The organism is Methanoculleus formosensis (genome assembly GCF_025384765.1).
In the GTDB taxonomy this organism is placed as follows: Archaea; Halobacteriota; Methanomicrobia; order Methanomicrobiales; family Methanoculleaceae; genus Methanoculleus; species Methanoculleus formosensis.
In genome coordinates, this window is the sequence record NZ_VHLL01000001.1 from 198,175 (window position 1) to 212,809 (window position 14,635).

15 protein-coding genes, 1 tRNA gene and 1 pseudogene are annotated in these 14,635 nt (G+C 64.0%); 10 read left to right on the plus strand and 7 right to left on the minus strand.

The features are described 5' to 3' along the window. On the minus strand, nucleotides 1-1,404 hold the full coding sequence (locus FKB36_RS01125) for an ATP-binding protein (RefSeq protein ID WP_261596186.1): 1,404 nt from the start codon (nucleotides 1,402-1,404) through the stop codon (nucleotides 1-3). A 140-nt stretch (nucleotides 1,405-1,544) separates the two neighbouring features. On the opposite strand from FKB36_RS01125, the gene FKB36_RS01130 reads away from it, so the two are divergent. Beyond that, complete coding sequence (locus tag FKB36_RS01130; protein ID WP_261596187.1) at nucleotides 1,545-2,147, plus strand: CDP-alcohol phosphatidyltransferase family protein; 603 nt, start codon at nucleotides 1,545-1,547, stop codon at nucleotides 2,145-2,147. A gap of 153 nt (nucleotides 2,148-2,300) precedes the next feature. Here the strand turns inward: FKB36_RS01130 and tfrB are convergent, their stop codons facing one another. Both tfrB and tfrA read right to left on the minus strand, forming a co-directional pair. Then, entirely contained in the window at nucleotides 2,301-3,764 is a 1,464-nt protein-coding gene (tfrB, locus tag FKB36_RS01135) for a fumarate reductase (CoM/CoB) subunit TfrB (protein WP_261596188.1), read from the minus strand. Further along, a complete protein-coding gene (tfrA, locus tag FKB36_RS01140; protein ID WP_261596189.1) occupies nucleotides 3,761-5,392 on the minus strand; it encodes a fumarate reductase (CoM/CoB) subunit TfrA in 1,632 nt (543 codons plus the stop codon). Before tfrA ends, tfrB begins: the two co-directional genes overlap by 4 nt. A gap of 72 nt (nucleotides 5,393-5,464) precedes the next feature. On the opposite strand from tfrA, the pseudogene FKB36_RS01145 reads away from it, so the two are divergent. From FKB36_RS01145 to FKB36_RS01165, 5 genes and pseudogenes are all read left to right on the plus strand, one after another. Next, nucleotides 5,465-6,829, plus strand: a pseudogene (locus FKB36_RS01145) (aspartate kinase); the annotation flags it as partial. Beyond that, complete coding sequence (gene purM, locus FKB36_RS01150) at nucleotides 6,812-7,855, plus strand: phosphoribosylformylglycinamidine cyclo-ligase (protein WP_261596648.1); 1,044 nt, start codon at nucleotides 6,812-6,814, stop codon at nucleotides 7,853-7,855. The pseudogene FKB36_RS01145 and the gene purM, both read left to right, overlap by 18 nt. 102 nt (nucleotides 7,856-7,957) lie before the next feature. Beyond that, the gene (locus FKB36_RS01155; protein WP_261596190.1) at nucleotides 7,958-9,061 is read left to right on the plus strand and encodes a DUF362 domain-containing protein; all 1,104 of its coding nucleotides are present in this window, start codon (nucleotides 7,958-7,960) and stop codon (nucleotides 9,059-9,061) included. Nucleotide 9,062: 1 nt separating this feature from the next. Further along, nucleotides 9,063-9,629 (plus strand): flavodoxin family protein, encoded by a 567-nt coding sequence (locus FKB36_RS01160; protein ID WP_261596191.1) that lies wholly within the window; start codon nucleotides 9,063-9,065, stop codon nucleotides 9,627-9,629. A gap of 176 nt (nucleotides 9,630-9,805) precedes the next feature. After that, nucleotides 9,806-10,153: a 4a-hydroxytetrahydrobiopterin dehydratase gene (locus FKB36_RS01165; RefSeq protein WP_261596192.1), complete on the plus strand. Its 348-nt coding sequence runs from the start codon at nucleotides 9,806-9,808 to the stop codon at nucleotides 10,151-10,153. Here the strand turns inward: FKB36_RS01165 and trxA are convergent. After that, nucleotides 10,150-10,566, minus strand: a complete 417-nt coding sequence (gene trxA, locus FKB36_RS01170) for a thioredoxin (protein WP_261596193.1) — start codon at nucleotides 10,564-10,566, stop codon at nucleotides 10,150-10,152. The two genes, FKB36_RS01165 and trxA, sit on opposite strands and share 4 nt — an antisense overlap. Before the next feature lie 134 nt (nucleotides 10,567-10,700). On the opposite strand from trxA, the gene FKB36_RS01175 reads away from it, so the two are divergent. Continuing rightward, nucleotides 10,701-10,775 (plus strand) — tRNA-Met (locus FKB36_RS01175). Between the two features lie 376 nt (nucleotides 10,776-11,151). Here FKB36_RS01175 and purF read toward each other — a convergent pair. From purF to FKB36_RS01190, 3 genes are read right to left on the minus strand one after another with little or no spacing between them, the layout of a single operon-like run. Next, nucleotides 11,152-12,588 (minus strand): amidophosphoribosyltransferase, encoded by a 1,437-nt coding sequence (purF, locus tag FKB36_RS01180; RefSeq protein ID WP_261596194.1) that lies wholly within the window; start codon nucleotides 12,586-12,588, stop codon nucleotides 11,152-11,154. A gap of 9 nt (nucleotides 12,589-12,597) precedes the next feature. Continuing rightward, a complete protein-coding gene (locus FKB36_RS01185) occupies nucleotides 12,598-12,780 on the minus strand; it encodes a 50S ribosomal protein L37e (protein ID WP_261596195.1) in 183 nt (60 codons plus the stop codon). A gap of 16 nt (nucleotides 12,781-12,796) precedes the next feature. Beyond that, nucleotides 12,797-13,024 carry an LSM domain-containing protein gene (locus tag FKB36_RS01190; RefSeq protein WP_261596196.1) on the minus strand — a complete coding sequence of 76 codons (228 nt, stop codon included), beginning with the start codon at nucleotides 13,022-13,024 and terminating at the stop codon, nucleotides 12,797-12,799. A 108-nt stretch (nucleotides 13,025-13,132) separates the two neighbouring features. On the opposite strand from FKB36_RS01190, the gene FKB36_RS01195 reads away from it, so the two are divergent. From FKB36_RS01195 to FKB36_RS01205, 3 genes are read left to right on the plus strand one after another with little or no spacing between them, the layout of a single operon-like run. Next, nucleotides 13,133-13,630 carry an RNA-binding protein gene (locus FKB36_RS01195; protein ID WP_261596197.1) on the plus strand — a complete coding sequence of 166 codons (498 nt, stop codon included), beginning with the start codon at nucleotides 13,133-13,135 and terminating at the stop codon, nucleotides 13,628-13,630. A 50-nt stretch (nucleotides 13,631-13,680) separates the two neighbouring features. Further along, nucleotides 13,681-14,058, plus strand: coding sequence for a cell division protein SepF (locus FKB36_RS01200; protein WP_261596198.1), 378 nt, complete (start codon nucleotides 13,681-13,683; stop codon nucleotides 14,056-14,058). After that, nucleotides 14,058-14,585, plus strand: coding sequence for a ZPR1 zinc finger domain-containing protein (locus FKB36_RS01205; protein ID WP_261596199.1), 528 nt, complete (start codon nucleotides 14,058-14,060; stop codon nucleotides 14,583-14,585). The genes FKB36_RS01200 and FKB36_RS01205 overlap by 1 nt, the downstream gene beginning before the upstream one ends. Nucleotides 14,586-14,635: the final 50 nt, after the last annotated feature.

Here is a 14,635-nt window from a genome sequence, read left to right on the forward strand (position 1 = left end):
TTACGCTCCTTCCTTTTGCCCCTCCTTCCCGATCCCGAGGTCGTCGAGGTCCATAACGTAGAATCCTCCGGCCCTGAGCACTTCTTTCCCCTCGACAGTGCGGGCGGCGATACCGATGATCGCAGGCCTCGTGAGGCCTTTTATAAGCGGCAACTTCTCCTCCAGGGCGGTGAGGATACCACGCGCCTCGGCGAGGGAGAGGTCGCGGTTCTTGATCTCAACGGCGAGGCTTCCTTCCGGGCCGAGGGCGAGGAGGTCGATCTCGTCCCCCCGGCGGTTCCACCAGGAGCCGATCTCATCGTATCGCTCCGTGAGGTTACGGGCGAGGAGGGTTCGGATCATCTCTTCGAAGGCCTGGCCGGAGAACCCCTTCCACTCCCTGAGGATCCGGTCTTTTAAGAGGTCGAAACGGCCGCTCTCGTAGAGGCTCATGTTCCGGTATATGTAGCGGGCGTAAAACCGGAAGAAGTTGTCAGCAAAGGTGTATCTGCCCATCTTCGAACGCTTCCCTCTTTCGGTGACCGGGAGGCGGTACTCGATGACCCCGAGGAGGTCGACAAGGTCACGCAGGTACGGCGGGAGCGAGGTCGAGGGAAGGCGGACAACGTCGGCGATCTCCTTCTGGGTCTCTTTTCCTTCAGCGATGGCGGCGAGGATCTCGTAGTAGGTGGCGTGCTCCCGTCCGAACTCTTCGATCACGACATCGCTCATCTCCCGGCGGAGTGGAGCGAGGTCGTCGAGGACAAGTCGGTCGAGAGCGGTCTCGAGGTCGGTGCACTCGTACTTCTCGATAAAGGTGTAATAGTAGATCGTCCCACCGAAGAGGAGGTAGAGGTCGAGCCGCTCTGCTGGGTCCCGCACCCCCAGGTCTTCGAGGATGGCGAGGCATTCTCTGGGTTTGAACGGGCGAAGTGTCAGGATGTTGTCGGCGCGCCGGAAGAGGGGAGCGTCTCCTCCGAGGAAGATCTCCCGGATCATGCCGACCGACGAGCCGGAGACGATGACGAAGAGGTGCGAATCTCGCCCCTTTTGATCCCAGAACCGTTGCATCTGGGAGATGAACGAGGGGTGGACCTTCAGGAATCGCTGAAACTCGTCGAAGACGACGACCAGGGGCTGGTCACAAGCGAAGAGGAACTCAAGGAATGTCTCCGGGGTGTCGATCTTGATGTAGCCGGGGAGGTTGAGTCTCTCTGCCGTCAGCCTCCCGAACTCCTCCATGAGAGCTTCGATGCTCTTGTTTCCATCGACGTAGAAGTAGAGGGTCGGTTTTCCTTTGCAGAACTCCTTGATGAGCTCGGTCTTTCCGACCCTTCGTCTGCCGGTGACGACAAGAAAGGAGGGAGTCCGGGTGTAGAGGTGCTCCATTAACTGGAGCTCGCGCTCCCTGCCGTAAAACCTCATAGTGATTATAGATATAATTATTATAACTATAATCATTGTGGTGCCGCCGGGAGCGCCACCATTATCTTCCGGGAGGAACGATCCCCTGCCATGGTATGGTCGGGGACGGTCGCGGGTGCTCTCTTCGGGGTGACGGGCCGGTGATCGAGGAGCACCTCCGGGGACGGTTGAACGGGGCGCTCACGCGGATCGCGGCCCTCATCGCCCGGACGGGGGCGACCCCGAACACCCTCACCCTGCTCGGGTTTCTCGGGATGGCGGCCGCGGGAGTCCTCTGTGCCTCGGGATCGTTCTTCTTCGCCGGGCTCGTCGTCGCCGCATCCTGCGTCTTTGACGCCCTCGACGGGGCGCTTGCCCGGGCGACCGGCGCCGCTTCTCCATTCGGGGCGTTCTTCGACTCGTTCCTGGACCGCTACGCCGAGGCGGCGGTCTACGGGGGGCTCGTCGTGTATTACGCGACCACGGGGACGATCTCGGGCGTCGGAGCCGCGTTCTTCGCCGCAATCGGGTCGCTGATGGTCAGTTACGCCCGGGCCCGGGCCGAGGGGCTCGGGGTCGAGTGCCGGGCCGGGCTTTTCGCCCGGCCGGAGCGGATCGCGGTCATCATCATCGGGCTGGTGACGGGTCTCGCCTTCCCGGCGCTCGTCCTCCTCGCGGTCGCGACGAACATTACTGCGGCGCGAAGACTCCTCGCCGTCCGGGGGGCTACGCTCTCCGCGTCACGGCCTCCTCGGTCACCGTGATCTCTTTGTTCCCGATCCGGTAGCCTCCGGATGACCCGCACAGGATCGGGCACCGCGTATGCATCTTGGAGGATTACGTATCACCGATCTCTGCCGGCAGCGATGAACAAGCCGGGGTTCTGTCAAGCGTATCCAAAAAGAGTAATTGGCGGCTTACGCGGAGCCTTCCCGCTCCGCGTCCTTCTTCCGGTAGCCTTCGAGCAGCACCGTCACCAGGTTCTTCACCGGCACGTCCGTGCAGTCCGCGATATGGAACTCGCAGAACGGGCAGACCGTCACCACCACGTCCGCGCCGGTCGCCTTCACCGCCTCGTCGCGCTTCGCCCCGAGGGCCTTCGCCTCCTCCGGCACCCCCGAGCGGACGCCGCCGCCGGCGCCGCAGCACTGCGACGGCATCTCGACGAACTCCCGGACGCCCTCGCAGAGAAGCGCCCGCGGCTGATCGCGGATCCCCTGGCCGCGGAGGAGGTGGCAGGGGTCGTGGTAGGTCGCCCGGACGTCGAGCTTCGCCGGGGGTTCGATCCCGTATTCGGTGAGGATCTCGGTGACGTCTTTGACCGCAAACGGCGTATCGTAATCATTCTTCAGCGTCGCCCCGCACCCGGCGCAGATCGTCATCACGGTCGTGATTCCCCGGCGGGTGAAGGCCTCGATGTTCTTTTGCTTCAGGTCGGGGACACCCGCTGTCTGCCCCGTCCGGATCAGCGGCGAACCGCAACAGACCTGGTCGTGGGGGACGATCACCCGGATCCCGTTGCGCTTCATGACCTCCATCGCGTCGAGCGCCGTCTGCGGCACCCGGCCGTTGAACATGCACCCGACGAAGAACCCCACCTCGCCGCGGACGGGGCCGTCGGGCTCGATCACCTCAGGCACCTGCTCTAAGAACGTCGGCTGTGTCCGCTCGACGCTCCGCCCCGTCTCCTCGATCAGCCGCGCCACTTCCTGGTGGCGGGGGAGGGTCAGCCCGCGGCGGTTCGCCAGTTCCCGGAGTCTCTCGATCGCCTTCCCCGGGATATCGATATTTTTCGGGCAGACTTCCGTGCAGCGCTTGCAGGTCGTGCAGTAGAAGAGCCCTTTCTCGATCGCGTCGGTTATCCTGTCCCCGGAGTCGCGGGGATCGAGGGCGAGGCGCATCTCCTGCCGGATCACCGTCGGCCCCGCGAACTCCGTCACCTGGAGCGCCGGGCAGGCCGAGACGCAGCAGAAACATTCGATGCAGTCCCGGAGCGGCTTGATCGCCTCGATCTCCTCCTGCTCCGGGAGCGCTGCGTCCGGTGCCGGGCAGATCCGGGCGATCTTCGCGATCACCGGCTCGAGGTCGACCATCAGGTCTTTCAAGACCGGGAGTTCCAGCGGCTCGACCGTCATCCCGTCGCGGGCCTCCTCCATGCAGGCGAGGACGGGCTCCCCGTCCACCCGGACGGCGCAGCTCCCGCACTGCCCCGACCCGCAGCAGTAGCGGTAGGCGAGCGCCGGGTCGTGCCCGTCGCGGATCGCGTGGAGGGCGTGGAGCACCCGGGCGCCTTCGTTGACCCGGACGGCATACTCCTCGATGTGCGGCTCCGTATCCATTGCCGGGTCGAACCGCGAGACCCGGAGCGTTATCGTCTTCATGCCGGGACCTCCCGCCGTTCGATCCCCTCACGGGCGAGCGAGACGTGGGTGTGGCCGAAGGGTGACGTCGCCGGTTCGGTCGCGACCTCCGCGTCCAGCCGGACGTGCGCACCCCGGTTCTCCGGCCGGAGAAGGGCGCACCGGACGATCAGGGACGCCGTGGTGCACATGTTCCGGACGGTGCAGCATTCGAGCAGGTTCGCGGTCGAGGCGGCGCAGAGCCGCTGGTCCGCCAGCCGCCGGACGTGGCCGAGCGCCGTCCGGAGGTCGGGGGCGTTCCGGAAGATCCCGGCCTGGCCCCACATCGTGAGTTTCAGGTCCTTTCGGACGTCCGCAGGATTCGCCGCCCCCTCGAAGAAACCTTCGAGCATCCGGAGCCTCTCGTCGATTGTCCCCTCGTCGAGCCGGCCGCTCCGGGCGGGGGCCTTCCCGGCGAACTCCCCGGCGCGCTTCCCGAAGACCTGGGTCTCCGCGAGAGCGTTCCCGCCGAGACGGTTTGCGCCGTGCACCCCGCCGGCAACCTCCCCGCAGGCGAAGAGCCCCGGGAGGGTCGTCCGGCACTCCGGGGTGATCCGCAGCCCGCCCATGATGTGGTGGGCGGTGGGGGCGACCTCCATCGGCTCCCGCCGGATGTCGACGCCGAACGCGAGGAACTGTTCGAGCATCACCGGGAGCCGGCTCTCGATCGTCTCCGCGGAGAGGTGGGTCACGTCCAGGTAGACGCCGCCCCGGCTCGTCCCGCGGCCCTCCAGCACCTCGGTCGCGATCGCCCGCGCCACCACGTCCCGGGTGGAGAGTTCCATCCGGTCGGGGTCGTAGCGCTTCATGAACCGCTCCCGCCGCGCGTTCACGAGGATACCGCCCTCGCCCCGGACGGCCTCCGTCACCAGGCGGCCGCGGGCGTCGTAGGGGTAGACCGCCCCGGTCGGGTGGAACTGGACCATCTCCATATCGATCAGTTCCGCCCCCGCCCGGTACCCCATAGCGAACCCGTCGCCGGTTCCGGCTGCGGAGTTCGTCGATATATCGTAGACCTGCGTCCCCCCGCCGGTCGCGAGCACCGTCGCGTCCGCGCGGAAGAGCACGATCTCCCCGTCCCGGTCAAGAGCGATCGCACCGGCGACCGCGCCGTTCTCGTCTTTCACGAGGTCGATGACCGAGACCTCCTGGTAGAGGTGCGTATCGGTCGCGTCCAGCCGGTCGAGGAGGGTCATGATCATCTCGTGGCCGGTCCGATCGCCGGCGTAGCAGGTCCGGGGGAACCGCTGCCCGCCGAACGGCCGCTGCGCGACCTGGCACTCGTCCGTGACGTCGAAGACCGCGCCCCACCGGACGAGGTCGGCCATCCGCTCCGGCGCTTCGGTGACCAGCGCGTCCACGAGGGCCGGGTCATTGAGGTATGCCCCGCCTTTCAGCGTATCCTCGCGGTGAACGTCGACCGAGTCCCTGTCGCGCAGTACGGCGTTGTAACCGCCTTCCGCCATCGTCGTGCACCCGCCTTTGCCGGCGATGGTCTTGGAGACCATGACCACGCCGCCGTACCGGGAAGCCTCGATGGCGGCCCGCACTCCGGCGCCGCCGCTCCCGACAACCAGCACGTGCGCGTCCACAATCTCGTCTACATGCATCTTATTAGTCGGTGCGTTGTATAATACCATAAAGTAATTGCAGGGGACAAGTGAGCCAGAATGAGGCTTTTAATGAAATTTGGCGGCACTTCCGTCGGGGAGACGGACTGTATCGGGAGGGTCGCGAAGATCGTAGAATCGCATCGTGCGGCAGGCGACGAGGTTGCGTTAGTGGTATCGGCATGCTCGGGGGTCACCGACCAGATCATCGCGGTGACCGACGAGGTCATAGCAAGCAAGGAGCAGCCCCGGATCGAGACGTCTCTCGCGCCGATACGGGAGCGGCACATCCGGCTCCTCGAGAGGGCGGCTCCCGACCACGCCCGCGAGGTGACCGCGATCATCGATGACCGGCTCACCCGGCTGCAGAACATCCTCACCGCGGTGCACACCCTGAAGGAGCTGACGCCCCGGTCCCGCGACTACATCATCTCCTTCGGGGAACGGCTCTCCGCCCCGATCATCTCGGCCGCCCTCCGGCAGCGCGGGATCCCTTCGGTCGTCCTCGACGGCGCCGAGGCCGGGATCGTCACGACGGGAAATCACGGGGACGCCCGCGCCCTCCCGGTCAGCGCTGAGAACATTCGTGCCCGGGTCGCCCCGCTGCTCGCCGATACCGTCCCGGTGATCATGGGTTTCATGGGAGCGACCGAGCAGGGCGTCGTCACCACCCTCGGGCGGAGCGGCTCCGACTACTCGGCCTCCGTCGTCGGCGCCGGGATCGATGCCGACGAGATCTGGATCTGGACGGATGTCGACGGGGTGATGACCTCTGATCCCCGGATCATCAAAGACGCCCGGGTGCTCGACGACATCTCCTACCTGGAGGTGATGGAGCTCTCCTTCTTCGGCGCGAAAGTCCTCCACCCGCGCTCGATCGAGCCTGCGATGCAGAAGGACATCCCGATCCGGGTCAAGAACTCGTTTAATCCCGAGGTCCCCGGGACCCTCGTCCTCCGGGACGAGCACCGGGAGTTGCGGGTGGTCAAGGCCCTCGCCCTGATCGAGAAGGTGGCGCTCGTCAACATCAACGGCGCCCAGATGGTCGGCCGCCCCGGCGTGGCGAAGACGATCTTCTCGGCGCTCGCCGAGCGGGAGGTGAACGTCATGATGATCTCGCAGGGCTCAAGCGAAGCAAACATCTCCCTCATCATCGACGAGTCGCACCTCGAGGCCGCGATCGCCGCCCTCAACCTGATCGTGAAGCAGGGTGTCGTACGCGAGGTCACCTACGACCGGGACGTCGCCGCGCTCGCGGTCGTCGGTGCGGGGATGGCCGGCACACCGGGAACGGGAGGCCGGATCTTCTCGGCGCTCGGCCGGGCCGGTATCAACATGATGATGATCTCGCAGGGTTCAAGCGAGGTGAATGTCTCCTTCGTCGTGAAGGGCGGAGACGGGAAACGCGCTCTGCAGGTGCTGCACGACGAGTTCCGGCTCTCGGAGAACTCGGACGAAGATGCCTGCCGTGCCGGAGAGCATACCTACCGTGAGGCCGGGGTCGATATCGACCTCGAGGCACAGGCGGTCCGGGCGCTGATCGACTCCCTTGCCTACCAGAGATCCGGCGCGTTCCCGATGCTCGGGAAGGTCGGGCACTTCGCCGGCCTCATCGACTTCGACCCCTATGTCCTTGCGCTCGCCGTCGACGGTGTCGGCACGAAGATGCTCGTCGCCGACGAGCTCCGCGACTGGAGCACCGTCGGGATCGACTGCATCGCGATGAACGTCAACGACCTCTACGTGATGAACCTCGAGCCCGTGGCGTTCGTCGACTACATCGCGACCGACGCCCTCTCGCCCGAGAAGATGGCCCAGATCGGCAAAGGACTGAACGAGGGGGCACGCCTCGCGAACATGAACATCGTCGGCGGCGAGACCGCGACCCTCAAGGGGCTCGTGAACGGCCTCGACCTCGCGGGGACGTGTCTCGGCGCCCAGGAGAAGGGGAAGGTCGTCACCGGCGAGGGGATCGTTCCTGGGGACGTGATCGTCGGCGTCCCCTCGAGCGGCATCCATAGCAACGGCTTAACCCTTGCCCGCAAGGTCGTCGAGGACTGCGGGTCCTACGAGACCCGTCTCTCGAACGGAAAGACCCTCGGCGAAGAACTCCTGACGCCGACCCGGATCTATGCCGAGGTGCTCCGGGTGACGGCGGCCTGCGAGATCCACGGGATGTGCCACGTCACCGGCGGCGGCCTCCTGAACTTCAAGAGGCTCAGCGAGTACGGGTTCTCCATCACCGATCCCCTGGAAGTCCCCGAGATCTTCTCCTGGCTGCAGGAGGCCGGGAAGATCAGCGATGCGGAGATGTACCGGACGTTCAACATGGGCATGGGCTACGCCTTCGTCGCCCCGGAGAAGAGCGTCGCCGCGATCCGGGCGATCGTCCCCGACGCCCGGGTGGTCGGCACGGTGACGGAGGAGCCCGGCGTGCGGTTGAAGGGCGTGGATATCCGGTGAGGATTCCCCCACCTCTTTTTTGAACCTTCACCGCACCGGCGAGACCCGGCGCAATTCTTATCCTCCGCCAGCCAGAGAGTACCCGTAAGGGAGCATCGATCGATGGCAGACGTCTATTTCGCCGCCTTAAGGGCACGGGGTCCGCACGAGAGCAAAGCCGCAAAGATCCGCCGCCTCTTCGATGCGGCCGGGTTCGGCGAGGCGATCCGGCCGGATGACCTCACGGCCGTCAAACTGCACTTCGGGGAGCGCGGGTGCGACACCTACCTCAACCCGCTCTTTGCCCGGCAGGTGGTCGATAAGGTGAAAGAACGGGGGGCGCACCCGTTCCTCACCGACACCGCCACCCTCTACGCCGGGAGCCGGGCCGACGCCGTCCGGCACACCGTCACCGCGATCGAGCATGGGTTCGCCTACGCGGTCTCGGGAGCCCCGGTCATCATCGCCGACGGTCTTGCGGGCGGCTACTGGCGGGAGGTCGCGGTCGACGGGCAGCACTTCCAGAAGGTCAGGATCGCGGGGAGCATCCTCGACGCCGACAGCATGCTCGTCCTCTCGCATGTCAAAGGACACGACACTGCCGGGATCGGCGGCGCGATCAAGAACCTGGCGATGGGCTGCGCCCCGCCCGCCGGGAAGGCGGAGCAGCATGCTGCCCGGCCGTGCCTGGAGAGCGGGAGCTGCATCGGGTGCGGCATGTGCACCCTGGTCTGCCCGCAGGCGGCGATAATGGTCGTCGACGGGCGGGCGAAGTTCAACCCGGAGCACTGCGTCGGGTGCGGCGACTGCGTGCGCTCCTGCCCCGAAGGGGCGATCGACTTCGACTGGACGACGGAGATCCGACCGTTCCTGGAACGGCTCTGCGAGTACGCCCTCGGCGCTGTTCGGAGTAAGCTCGGGCGGGTCGGCTACATCAACTTCCTCCTCGACATCACCCCGGACTGCGACTGCGTCTCCTGGAGCGATGCGGCGATCGTCCCGGACATCGGGATCCTTGCCTCCACCGACCCGGTCGCGATCGACCGCGCGAGTTTCGACCTCGTCAACAGCGAGCAGGGGCTCGCCCGGACGCACCTTGCGGCGAACCACGCCCCCGGGGAAGACAAGTTCAAGGGGGTCTGGGACTACACGGACGCCGGGTACCAGATTGAGTACGCCGCCCGGATCGGCCTCGGGGAAGAGGCCTACCGGCTTATCGAGGTGTGAGATGGCAGGAAAAGTTGTGCTGCTCTGCGGGAGCCCCCGGCCCCGGGGGAACACCGCACAGGTGCTCGGGGTGTGCGCAGAAGTCCTCGAGCGCGAGGGTATCGAGACCGAGACCATCACGCTCGCGGGGAAGCATATCCTCTCCTGCACCGCCTGCGGGCTCTGCAGCAGCGGGGAATGTGCCCTCGACGACGACCTGGGCGAGATCATCCAAAAGATCCGGGAGGCCGGGGGGTTCATCGTAGGAACCCCGGTCTACTTCGGCACCGCCCGCGGCGATGTCACGGCGGCCCTGCAGCGGATCGGGATGGTCTCGACGGCGTCCGACTCCTTCCTCTCGCGGAAGGTGGGCGGCCCGATCGCCGTGGCACGGCGGGGCGGGCATACCGCCACGCTCCAGGAATTGCTGATGTTCTACCTGATGAACGACATGATCGTCCCGGGCTCGACCTACTGGAACATGGTCTTCGGGCTGGCGCCGGGCGAGGCCGTAAACGACGAAGAAGGGATGAAGACGGTCCGGCGGTTTGCCGAGAACGTCGCGTTCCTGATCAAGAAGTTGCGTTAGTGTGCAGCCCACTGAGATCAACTTACGCGAAGAGCGCGAAGCCGCGAAGGGGGCTTCTTCTCGGATAACCGATCTTCGCGTTCTTCGCACCTGACGGAGTTCAAACAACCTGAAAGTCTTCAGGCGTCGGTGCTCCGGGGAATAACCTTTTTCTTCCTCTCCGATGAGGGATCACCATGGATCTTTCGTCTGAGGCGATCGTCCCCGATGTCGCGGATACGGCACCGCTGAACCGACGGGAGATCGCCGACCTCCTGCCGGGAGTCCCGGACTGGTCGCTCGAAGACGGGCGGCTTACCGCCCGGTTCGCCTGCAAAGGGTTCGATGAAGCGGTGGCGTTCCTCAACGAGATCGCCGCGTTTGCCGCGCGGGAGGACCATCCCCCGGATCTCGGGATCCACGCCGCGAGGTTCGTGGACGTCGCCTGGTACACCTACGCCATCGGCGGCCTCTCCAGAAACGACTTCGTCATGGCCGCACGGCTCTCCGAATGGCTCCGGTACCGGCAGGGCGCGCTCCTCTAGTCGGTGCCGAACGCCCGCATGACCCGTGCCTTGATCGCCTCTTTCGGGAGCGCGCCGACCACCCGGTCGACCAGCATGCCGTTCGCGAAGAACAGGAGCGTGGGTATCGCCGTTACGCTGAAGCTCGCCGCCATGGCGGGGTTCTGATCGACGTTGCACTTGCCGAAGGTCACGCTGCCGGCGAACTCACGCGCAAGGTCCTCGATGACCGGGGCCACCATCCGGCAGGGGCCGCACCATTCCGCCCAGACGTCGACGACCAGGGCCGGATGCTCCCCGAGGATCTTCTGGAGCGCCCCATCGGCGATCTCGATGACGCCGCCCGACGTACCTATGATCCGTTCTTCGAGTTTCCGGAGACGTTCTTCCCGGAGACGCTGCAGTTCGTCGTCAAGCGGCCTCTCTCCATCCATATGACGAAGTATGCCGCTCGCTCATATTAAATGATTAGCCCTCTGCCGGGCGCAGGCACCCGGAGCCGCGCCGGTTCGGGTCGCACAAAGGTATATATCCCTCAAAATACAATGCATATACCTCACAGGCCGGAAGCGAGGTGGGGTAGTCAGGATATCCCGGCGGGCTCATAACCCGTAGATCGATGGTTCAAATCCATCCCTCGCTATGAGAGGCGCTCCCGCGTTTTTGTAATCTTTTGTTCTCCTCCACCGGAGGGTCTGTTCGGTCGGGATGCCCGGGGTTGCGGTCAGAGATCGGGCAGAAGGCTACGAACTCTCCCGCCTCAGTATTTCGCTAAAACGGTTGAGGTAATCTTTGAGAGGTCAACTCATCGACCTCTCTTCGTGTTCTCCCGCGTGAGTTAATGAGCGAAGATAACAATATGCTCTCACGCGAAGCCGCGAAGTCCGGGTGCTGCCGATCCCGTTGTAGGTCGCTATGCGAGGCTGCATAGGTCGATTGCAGGGGCTGAAATTCCCGAAGTACCGGGTCGGGGCAAAAAATTCGTCGCGCCGAAAAAAGAGTGATTCCGGAACGGCCGCCTATGTCCGCCCCTTCCCGGCCTTGAAGGTCGAGAGGTCGGACTGGTGGGTGCCAGACACGTAATCCACAATCGAGTGGCAGCTCTTCTCTCCGTTGATCTCCACCGGGTAGCATCCTGTCAGGCATCCGGTGCAGAGGTTCTGTTCGCCGCACCCGATCGCCTCCACCAGGTCTTCGAGCGGGATGTAGGTGAGCGACGTCGCGCCGATGCTTTTACGCACCGCCTCGACATCCCGGCCATTCGCGATAAGCTCCGTGCGGGTGGGCACATCCACCCCGAGATAGCAGGGGGCGATGATCGGCGGAGAACCGACCCGGAGATGAACCTCGTCGGCCCCCGCATCCCGGATCATGTTCACGATCCGGCGGGAGGTCGTCCCCCGGACGACGCTGTCGTCGATGAGCACCACCCGTTTGTCCTTCAGGTTTCCCCGAACGGTGTTGAGTTTGATCCGGATCGCCCGCTCGCGCTGCTGCTGGGTCGGCATGATGAACGTCCTGCCCATGTAACGGTTCTTCATCAGCCCCTCGAGGAACGGGATCCCGGACTCTTTGGCGTAGCCTGCGGCGTACGCGATCCCGGAGTCGGGAACGGGGCAGACCGAGTCTCCCTCGGTGGGTCTTACATCGTAGAGTTTCTGCCCGATCCGTCGCCGGACGTCGTAGACCAGCGTCCCGTCCATCACCGAGTCGGCGCGGGCGAAGTAGATGTACTCGAAGATGCAGTACGCCTTCCGGTTCGCGGTCGCGATCTGGGTGGAGGTGAGCCCGGACTCATCGATCCGGACGAGTTCACCGGGACGGACGTCGCGGACGAACGTGCCGCCCAGTGCATCGATCGCCACGCTCTCCGACGCGACGATGTAGCCGTTGTCCAGTTTCCCGATGCAGAGCGGTTTGATGCCGAGCGGGTCACGGAAGGCGTATACGGTATCGTTCAGGAGGGCCACGGTGGCGTAAGAACCGCGCAGCCGCCGCATGCAGAGCAGAACGGCATCCTCCATACTCTTCGAGGTCCGGAGTGCCTCGGCGATGATGCTCCCCATGATCTCGGTATCGGTCGTGGTGCAGAAGATCTGTCCCCGGCGCTCGTACTCCTCACGGAGTTCAGCGGTATTGACCAGGTTGCCGTTATGGGCGATCGAGAGATCGAGCCCCCGATACCGGAAATTGAACGGTTGAATGTTCTCCGGGACCTTCGACCCCGTTGTCGGGTAGCGGACGTGTCCGATTCCGGCGTTCCCCGGCAGATCCTGCAGGGTCTGGCTGTTGAATACCTCAGCCACGAGCCCCTGGGCTTTGTGCGTGTACAGGGTCGTGCCTTCAAAAGTGGAGATCCCTGCACTCTCCTGCCCCCGGTGCTGGAGAGCGTACAGGGCGTAGTACAGCGGAAACGAGACACCGCCAGCATCGACGATGCCAACGATACCACACATGATGCAACTCTAATGCGTCGGTACCTTTGCCTTCTTCTCCGCCCAGCGGTAACTGCGGATTCTCTGGCTTCTGCCGAATCCACAGGCCGCACAGACTTTGTGCTGTGCATGGAACGAGATCTTGCCGCATCGCCTGCAGGCGATGTGAGTGCGCTTCTGGCGTTTGCCCATCGATGGTGTGCCTTTTGACATGCTCTCTCACCTTGTGTTATTCGACTGAAGGGGTAATGTAGATCACATTGTCACCGCGGACGATCAACGTGCCGAGTTTCTGCGCCGTGCCGTCCACTTCTTCTTCAGCCCTGTCCAATACCAGATTCATGTGAACGTCGTATCCCTGGAGGATCCCCCGGATCTCCCTCCCACCTTTCAGGCTGATGATGACGGGCTGACGATTCAGTACCTGATCTAAAATATCCAACGGTCTTGGCGTCATGTGATTACCCTTTGCCGTCCTTTCTGGAGTAATATATTTGAGTGAGTAAGCTACTTAAATATAACCGCGTTGCTGCGCGAACGTCAGCGCACCCCGAGGTTTCGAGACATGCCAAAGATTACCGTTAAAAAGCGTCATGTTATCCGGAAATCGCAGATAAGCGAGCTTCTTGAGCGGCTCACGGGCGAGATCGGGGCATCCGCAGACCGCTTCCGGTCGGACAGGATCGAGCGGGTGGAGACGGATGCCCCCGTCGGAATCTACCTCGTCGACAAAAAACCCCTCCTGATGGGAACCGAAGACTGGGCGTTCCCGACCCTGCGGGGTCTCGTCGAGCACCCGATCCCCGAGCGGCGGGTGGTGGTCGATTCCGGCGCGGTCAGGTTCGTTGCAAACGGCGCGGATGCCATGCGCCCCGGGATCGTATCGATCTCGCCGGACATCCGTGCGGGGCACCCGGTGCAGGTCGTCGAGGAACGGCACGGAAAACCGCTTGCCGTGGGGATTGCGCTCCTGGATGCGGCCGATATGGAGCGGCAGGAGAAGGGTAAGTCCGTCAAAAGCGTCCACTACGTCGGGGACGATCTCTGGAACCTGGAGATCTGACGGTGAAAATAATAGATACTATTAAATAAAATTCATTCCTCAATTTTTCTATGGTTAAAAAACTCTTTGACAGCATCCTCGGCAAAAGTCCCGCCCGGAACGAAGAGGACTACATGGAGCTCGATCTCGCCTCCTATGAGGGATCGGGCAACGAAGAGCCGGCATCCATGTACATCAAGATCGCCACCATCGCCGATCTCAAAGATACTCCCCGCGTCAAAGACGAAGTTTACAACGGTAATATCGTCATCGTCGACATCGGGCGGCTGAAGATGGACAAGGTGACGTTCGAGCGGGTCTTAAAGGATCTCCGCGACGTGGCAAAGGACGTGAACGGCGACATCGTCGGCCTCGGCGAGCAGAAGTACGTCGTCATCACGCCGATGTCCGTCAAGGTCTCCCGCGAGAAGATCGGTGGGGGCCTCTAGTGCAGGAGTCCCATCCGGGAACCTGCCCCGCCTGCGGGAACGAGATCCGGATCGTCCATCACCGTCTTGAGATCCCCCACTTCCCGGACCTCCTGCTCGTGGCAATCGCCTGCGAAGCCTGCGGCTACCGGCACACCGACACCATCATCCTCGGGGAGGGCGACCCCGTCCGGTGGACGGTGCGGGTGGAGGAACCCGGCGACCTTGCCATCCGGGTTGCGCGGAGCACGACGGGGAAGATCGAGATCCCGGAACTCGGTCTTCTGGTCGAACCCGGCACCGCCTGCGAGGGATTCGTGACCAACATCGAAGGGGTCCTCGCCCGCTTCGAACAGGCATTGGGGGCGGTCCTTGCGAACCCCGAGAGCGAAGACGAGCGGTCGGCCGCACTCAGGATGATGGAGACGATCGCCGCCGCACGGGAGGTGGCCTTCCCGTTCACGGTCATCCTCGATGACCCCGCCGGGAACAGCGCGCTCGTCAGCAAGAAAGCCGAGAAGATGCCCCTCGATCAGGGAGAAACCTGACCCTTTTTTCCAATCCGGCGAGGGTTAACCTGAAATAGAACCTCTCCCCA

Bases quoted from the DNA above. Each gene is read 5' to 3' on its own strand.
- FKB36_RS01125 (WP_261596186.1), bottom strand. From the start codon at position 1,404: ATGAGGTTTTACGGCAGGGAGCGCGAGCTCCAGTTAATGGAGCACCTC.
- tfrB (WP_261596188.1), bottom strand. From the start codon at position 3,764: ATGAAGACGATAACGCTCCGGGTCTCGCGGTTCGACCCGGCAATGGAT.
- tfrA (WP_261596189.1), bottom strand. From the start codon at position 5,392: ATGCATGTAGACGAGATTGTGGACGCGCACGTGCTGGTTGTCGGGAGC.
- FKB36_RS01155 (WP_261596190.1), top strand. From the start codon at position 7,958: ATGGCAGACGTCTATTTCGCCGCCTTAAGGGCACGGGGTCCGCACGAG.
- FKB36_RS01160 (WP_261596191.1), top strand. From the start codon at position 9,063: ATGGCAGGAAAAGTTGTGCTGCTCTGCGGGAGCCCCCGGCCCCGGGGG.
- FKB36_RS01165 (WP_261596192.1), top strand. From the start codon at position 9,806: ATGGATCTTTCGTCTGAGGCGATCGTCCCCGATGTCGCGGATACGGCA.
- trxA (WP_261596193.1), bottom strand. From the start codon at position 10,566: ATGGATGGAGAGAGGCCGCTTGACGACGAACTGCAGCGTCTCCGGGAA.
- purF (WP_261596194.1), bottom strand. From the start codon at position 12,588: ATGTGTGGTATCGTTGGCATCGTCGATGCTGGCGGTGTCTCGTTTCCG.
- FKB36_RS01185 (WP_261596195.1), bottom strand. From the start codon at position 12,780: ATGTCAAAAGGCACACCATCGATGGGCAAACGCCAGAAGCGCACTCAC.
- FKB36_RS01190 (WP_261596196.1), bottom strand. From the start codon at position 13,024: ATGACGCCAAGACCGTTGGATATTTTAGATCAGGTACTGAATCGTCAG.
- FKB36_RS01195 (WP_261596197.1), top strand. From the start codon at position 13,133: ATGCCAAAGATTACCGTTAAAAAGCGTCATGTTATCCGGAAATCGCAG.
- FKB36_RS01200 (WP_261596198.1), top strand. From the start codon at position 13,681: ATGGTTAAAAAACTCTTTGACAGCATCCTCGGCAAAAGTCCCGCCCGG.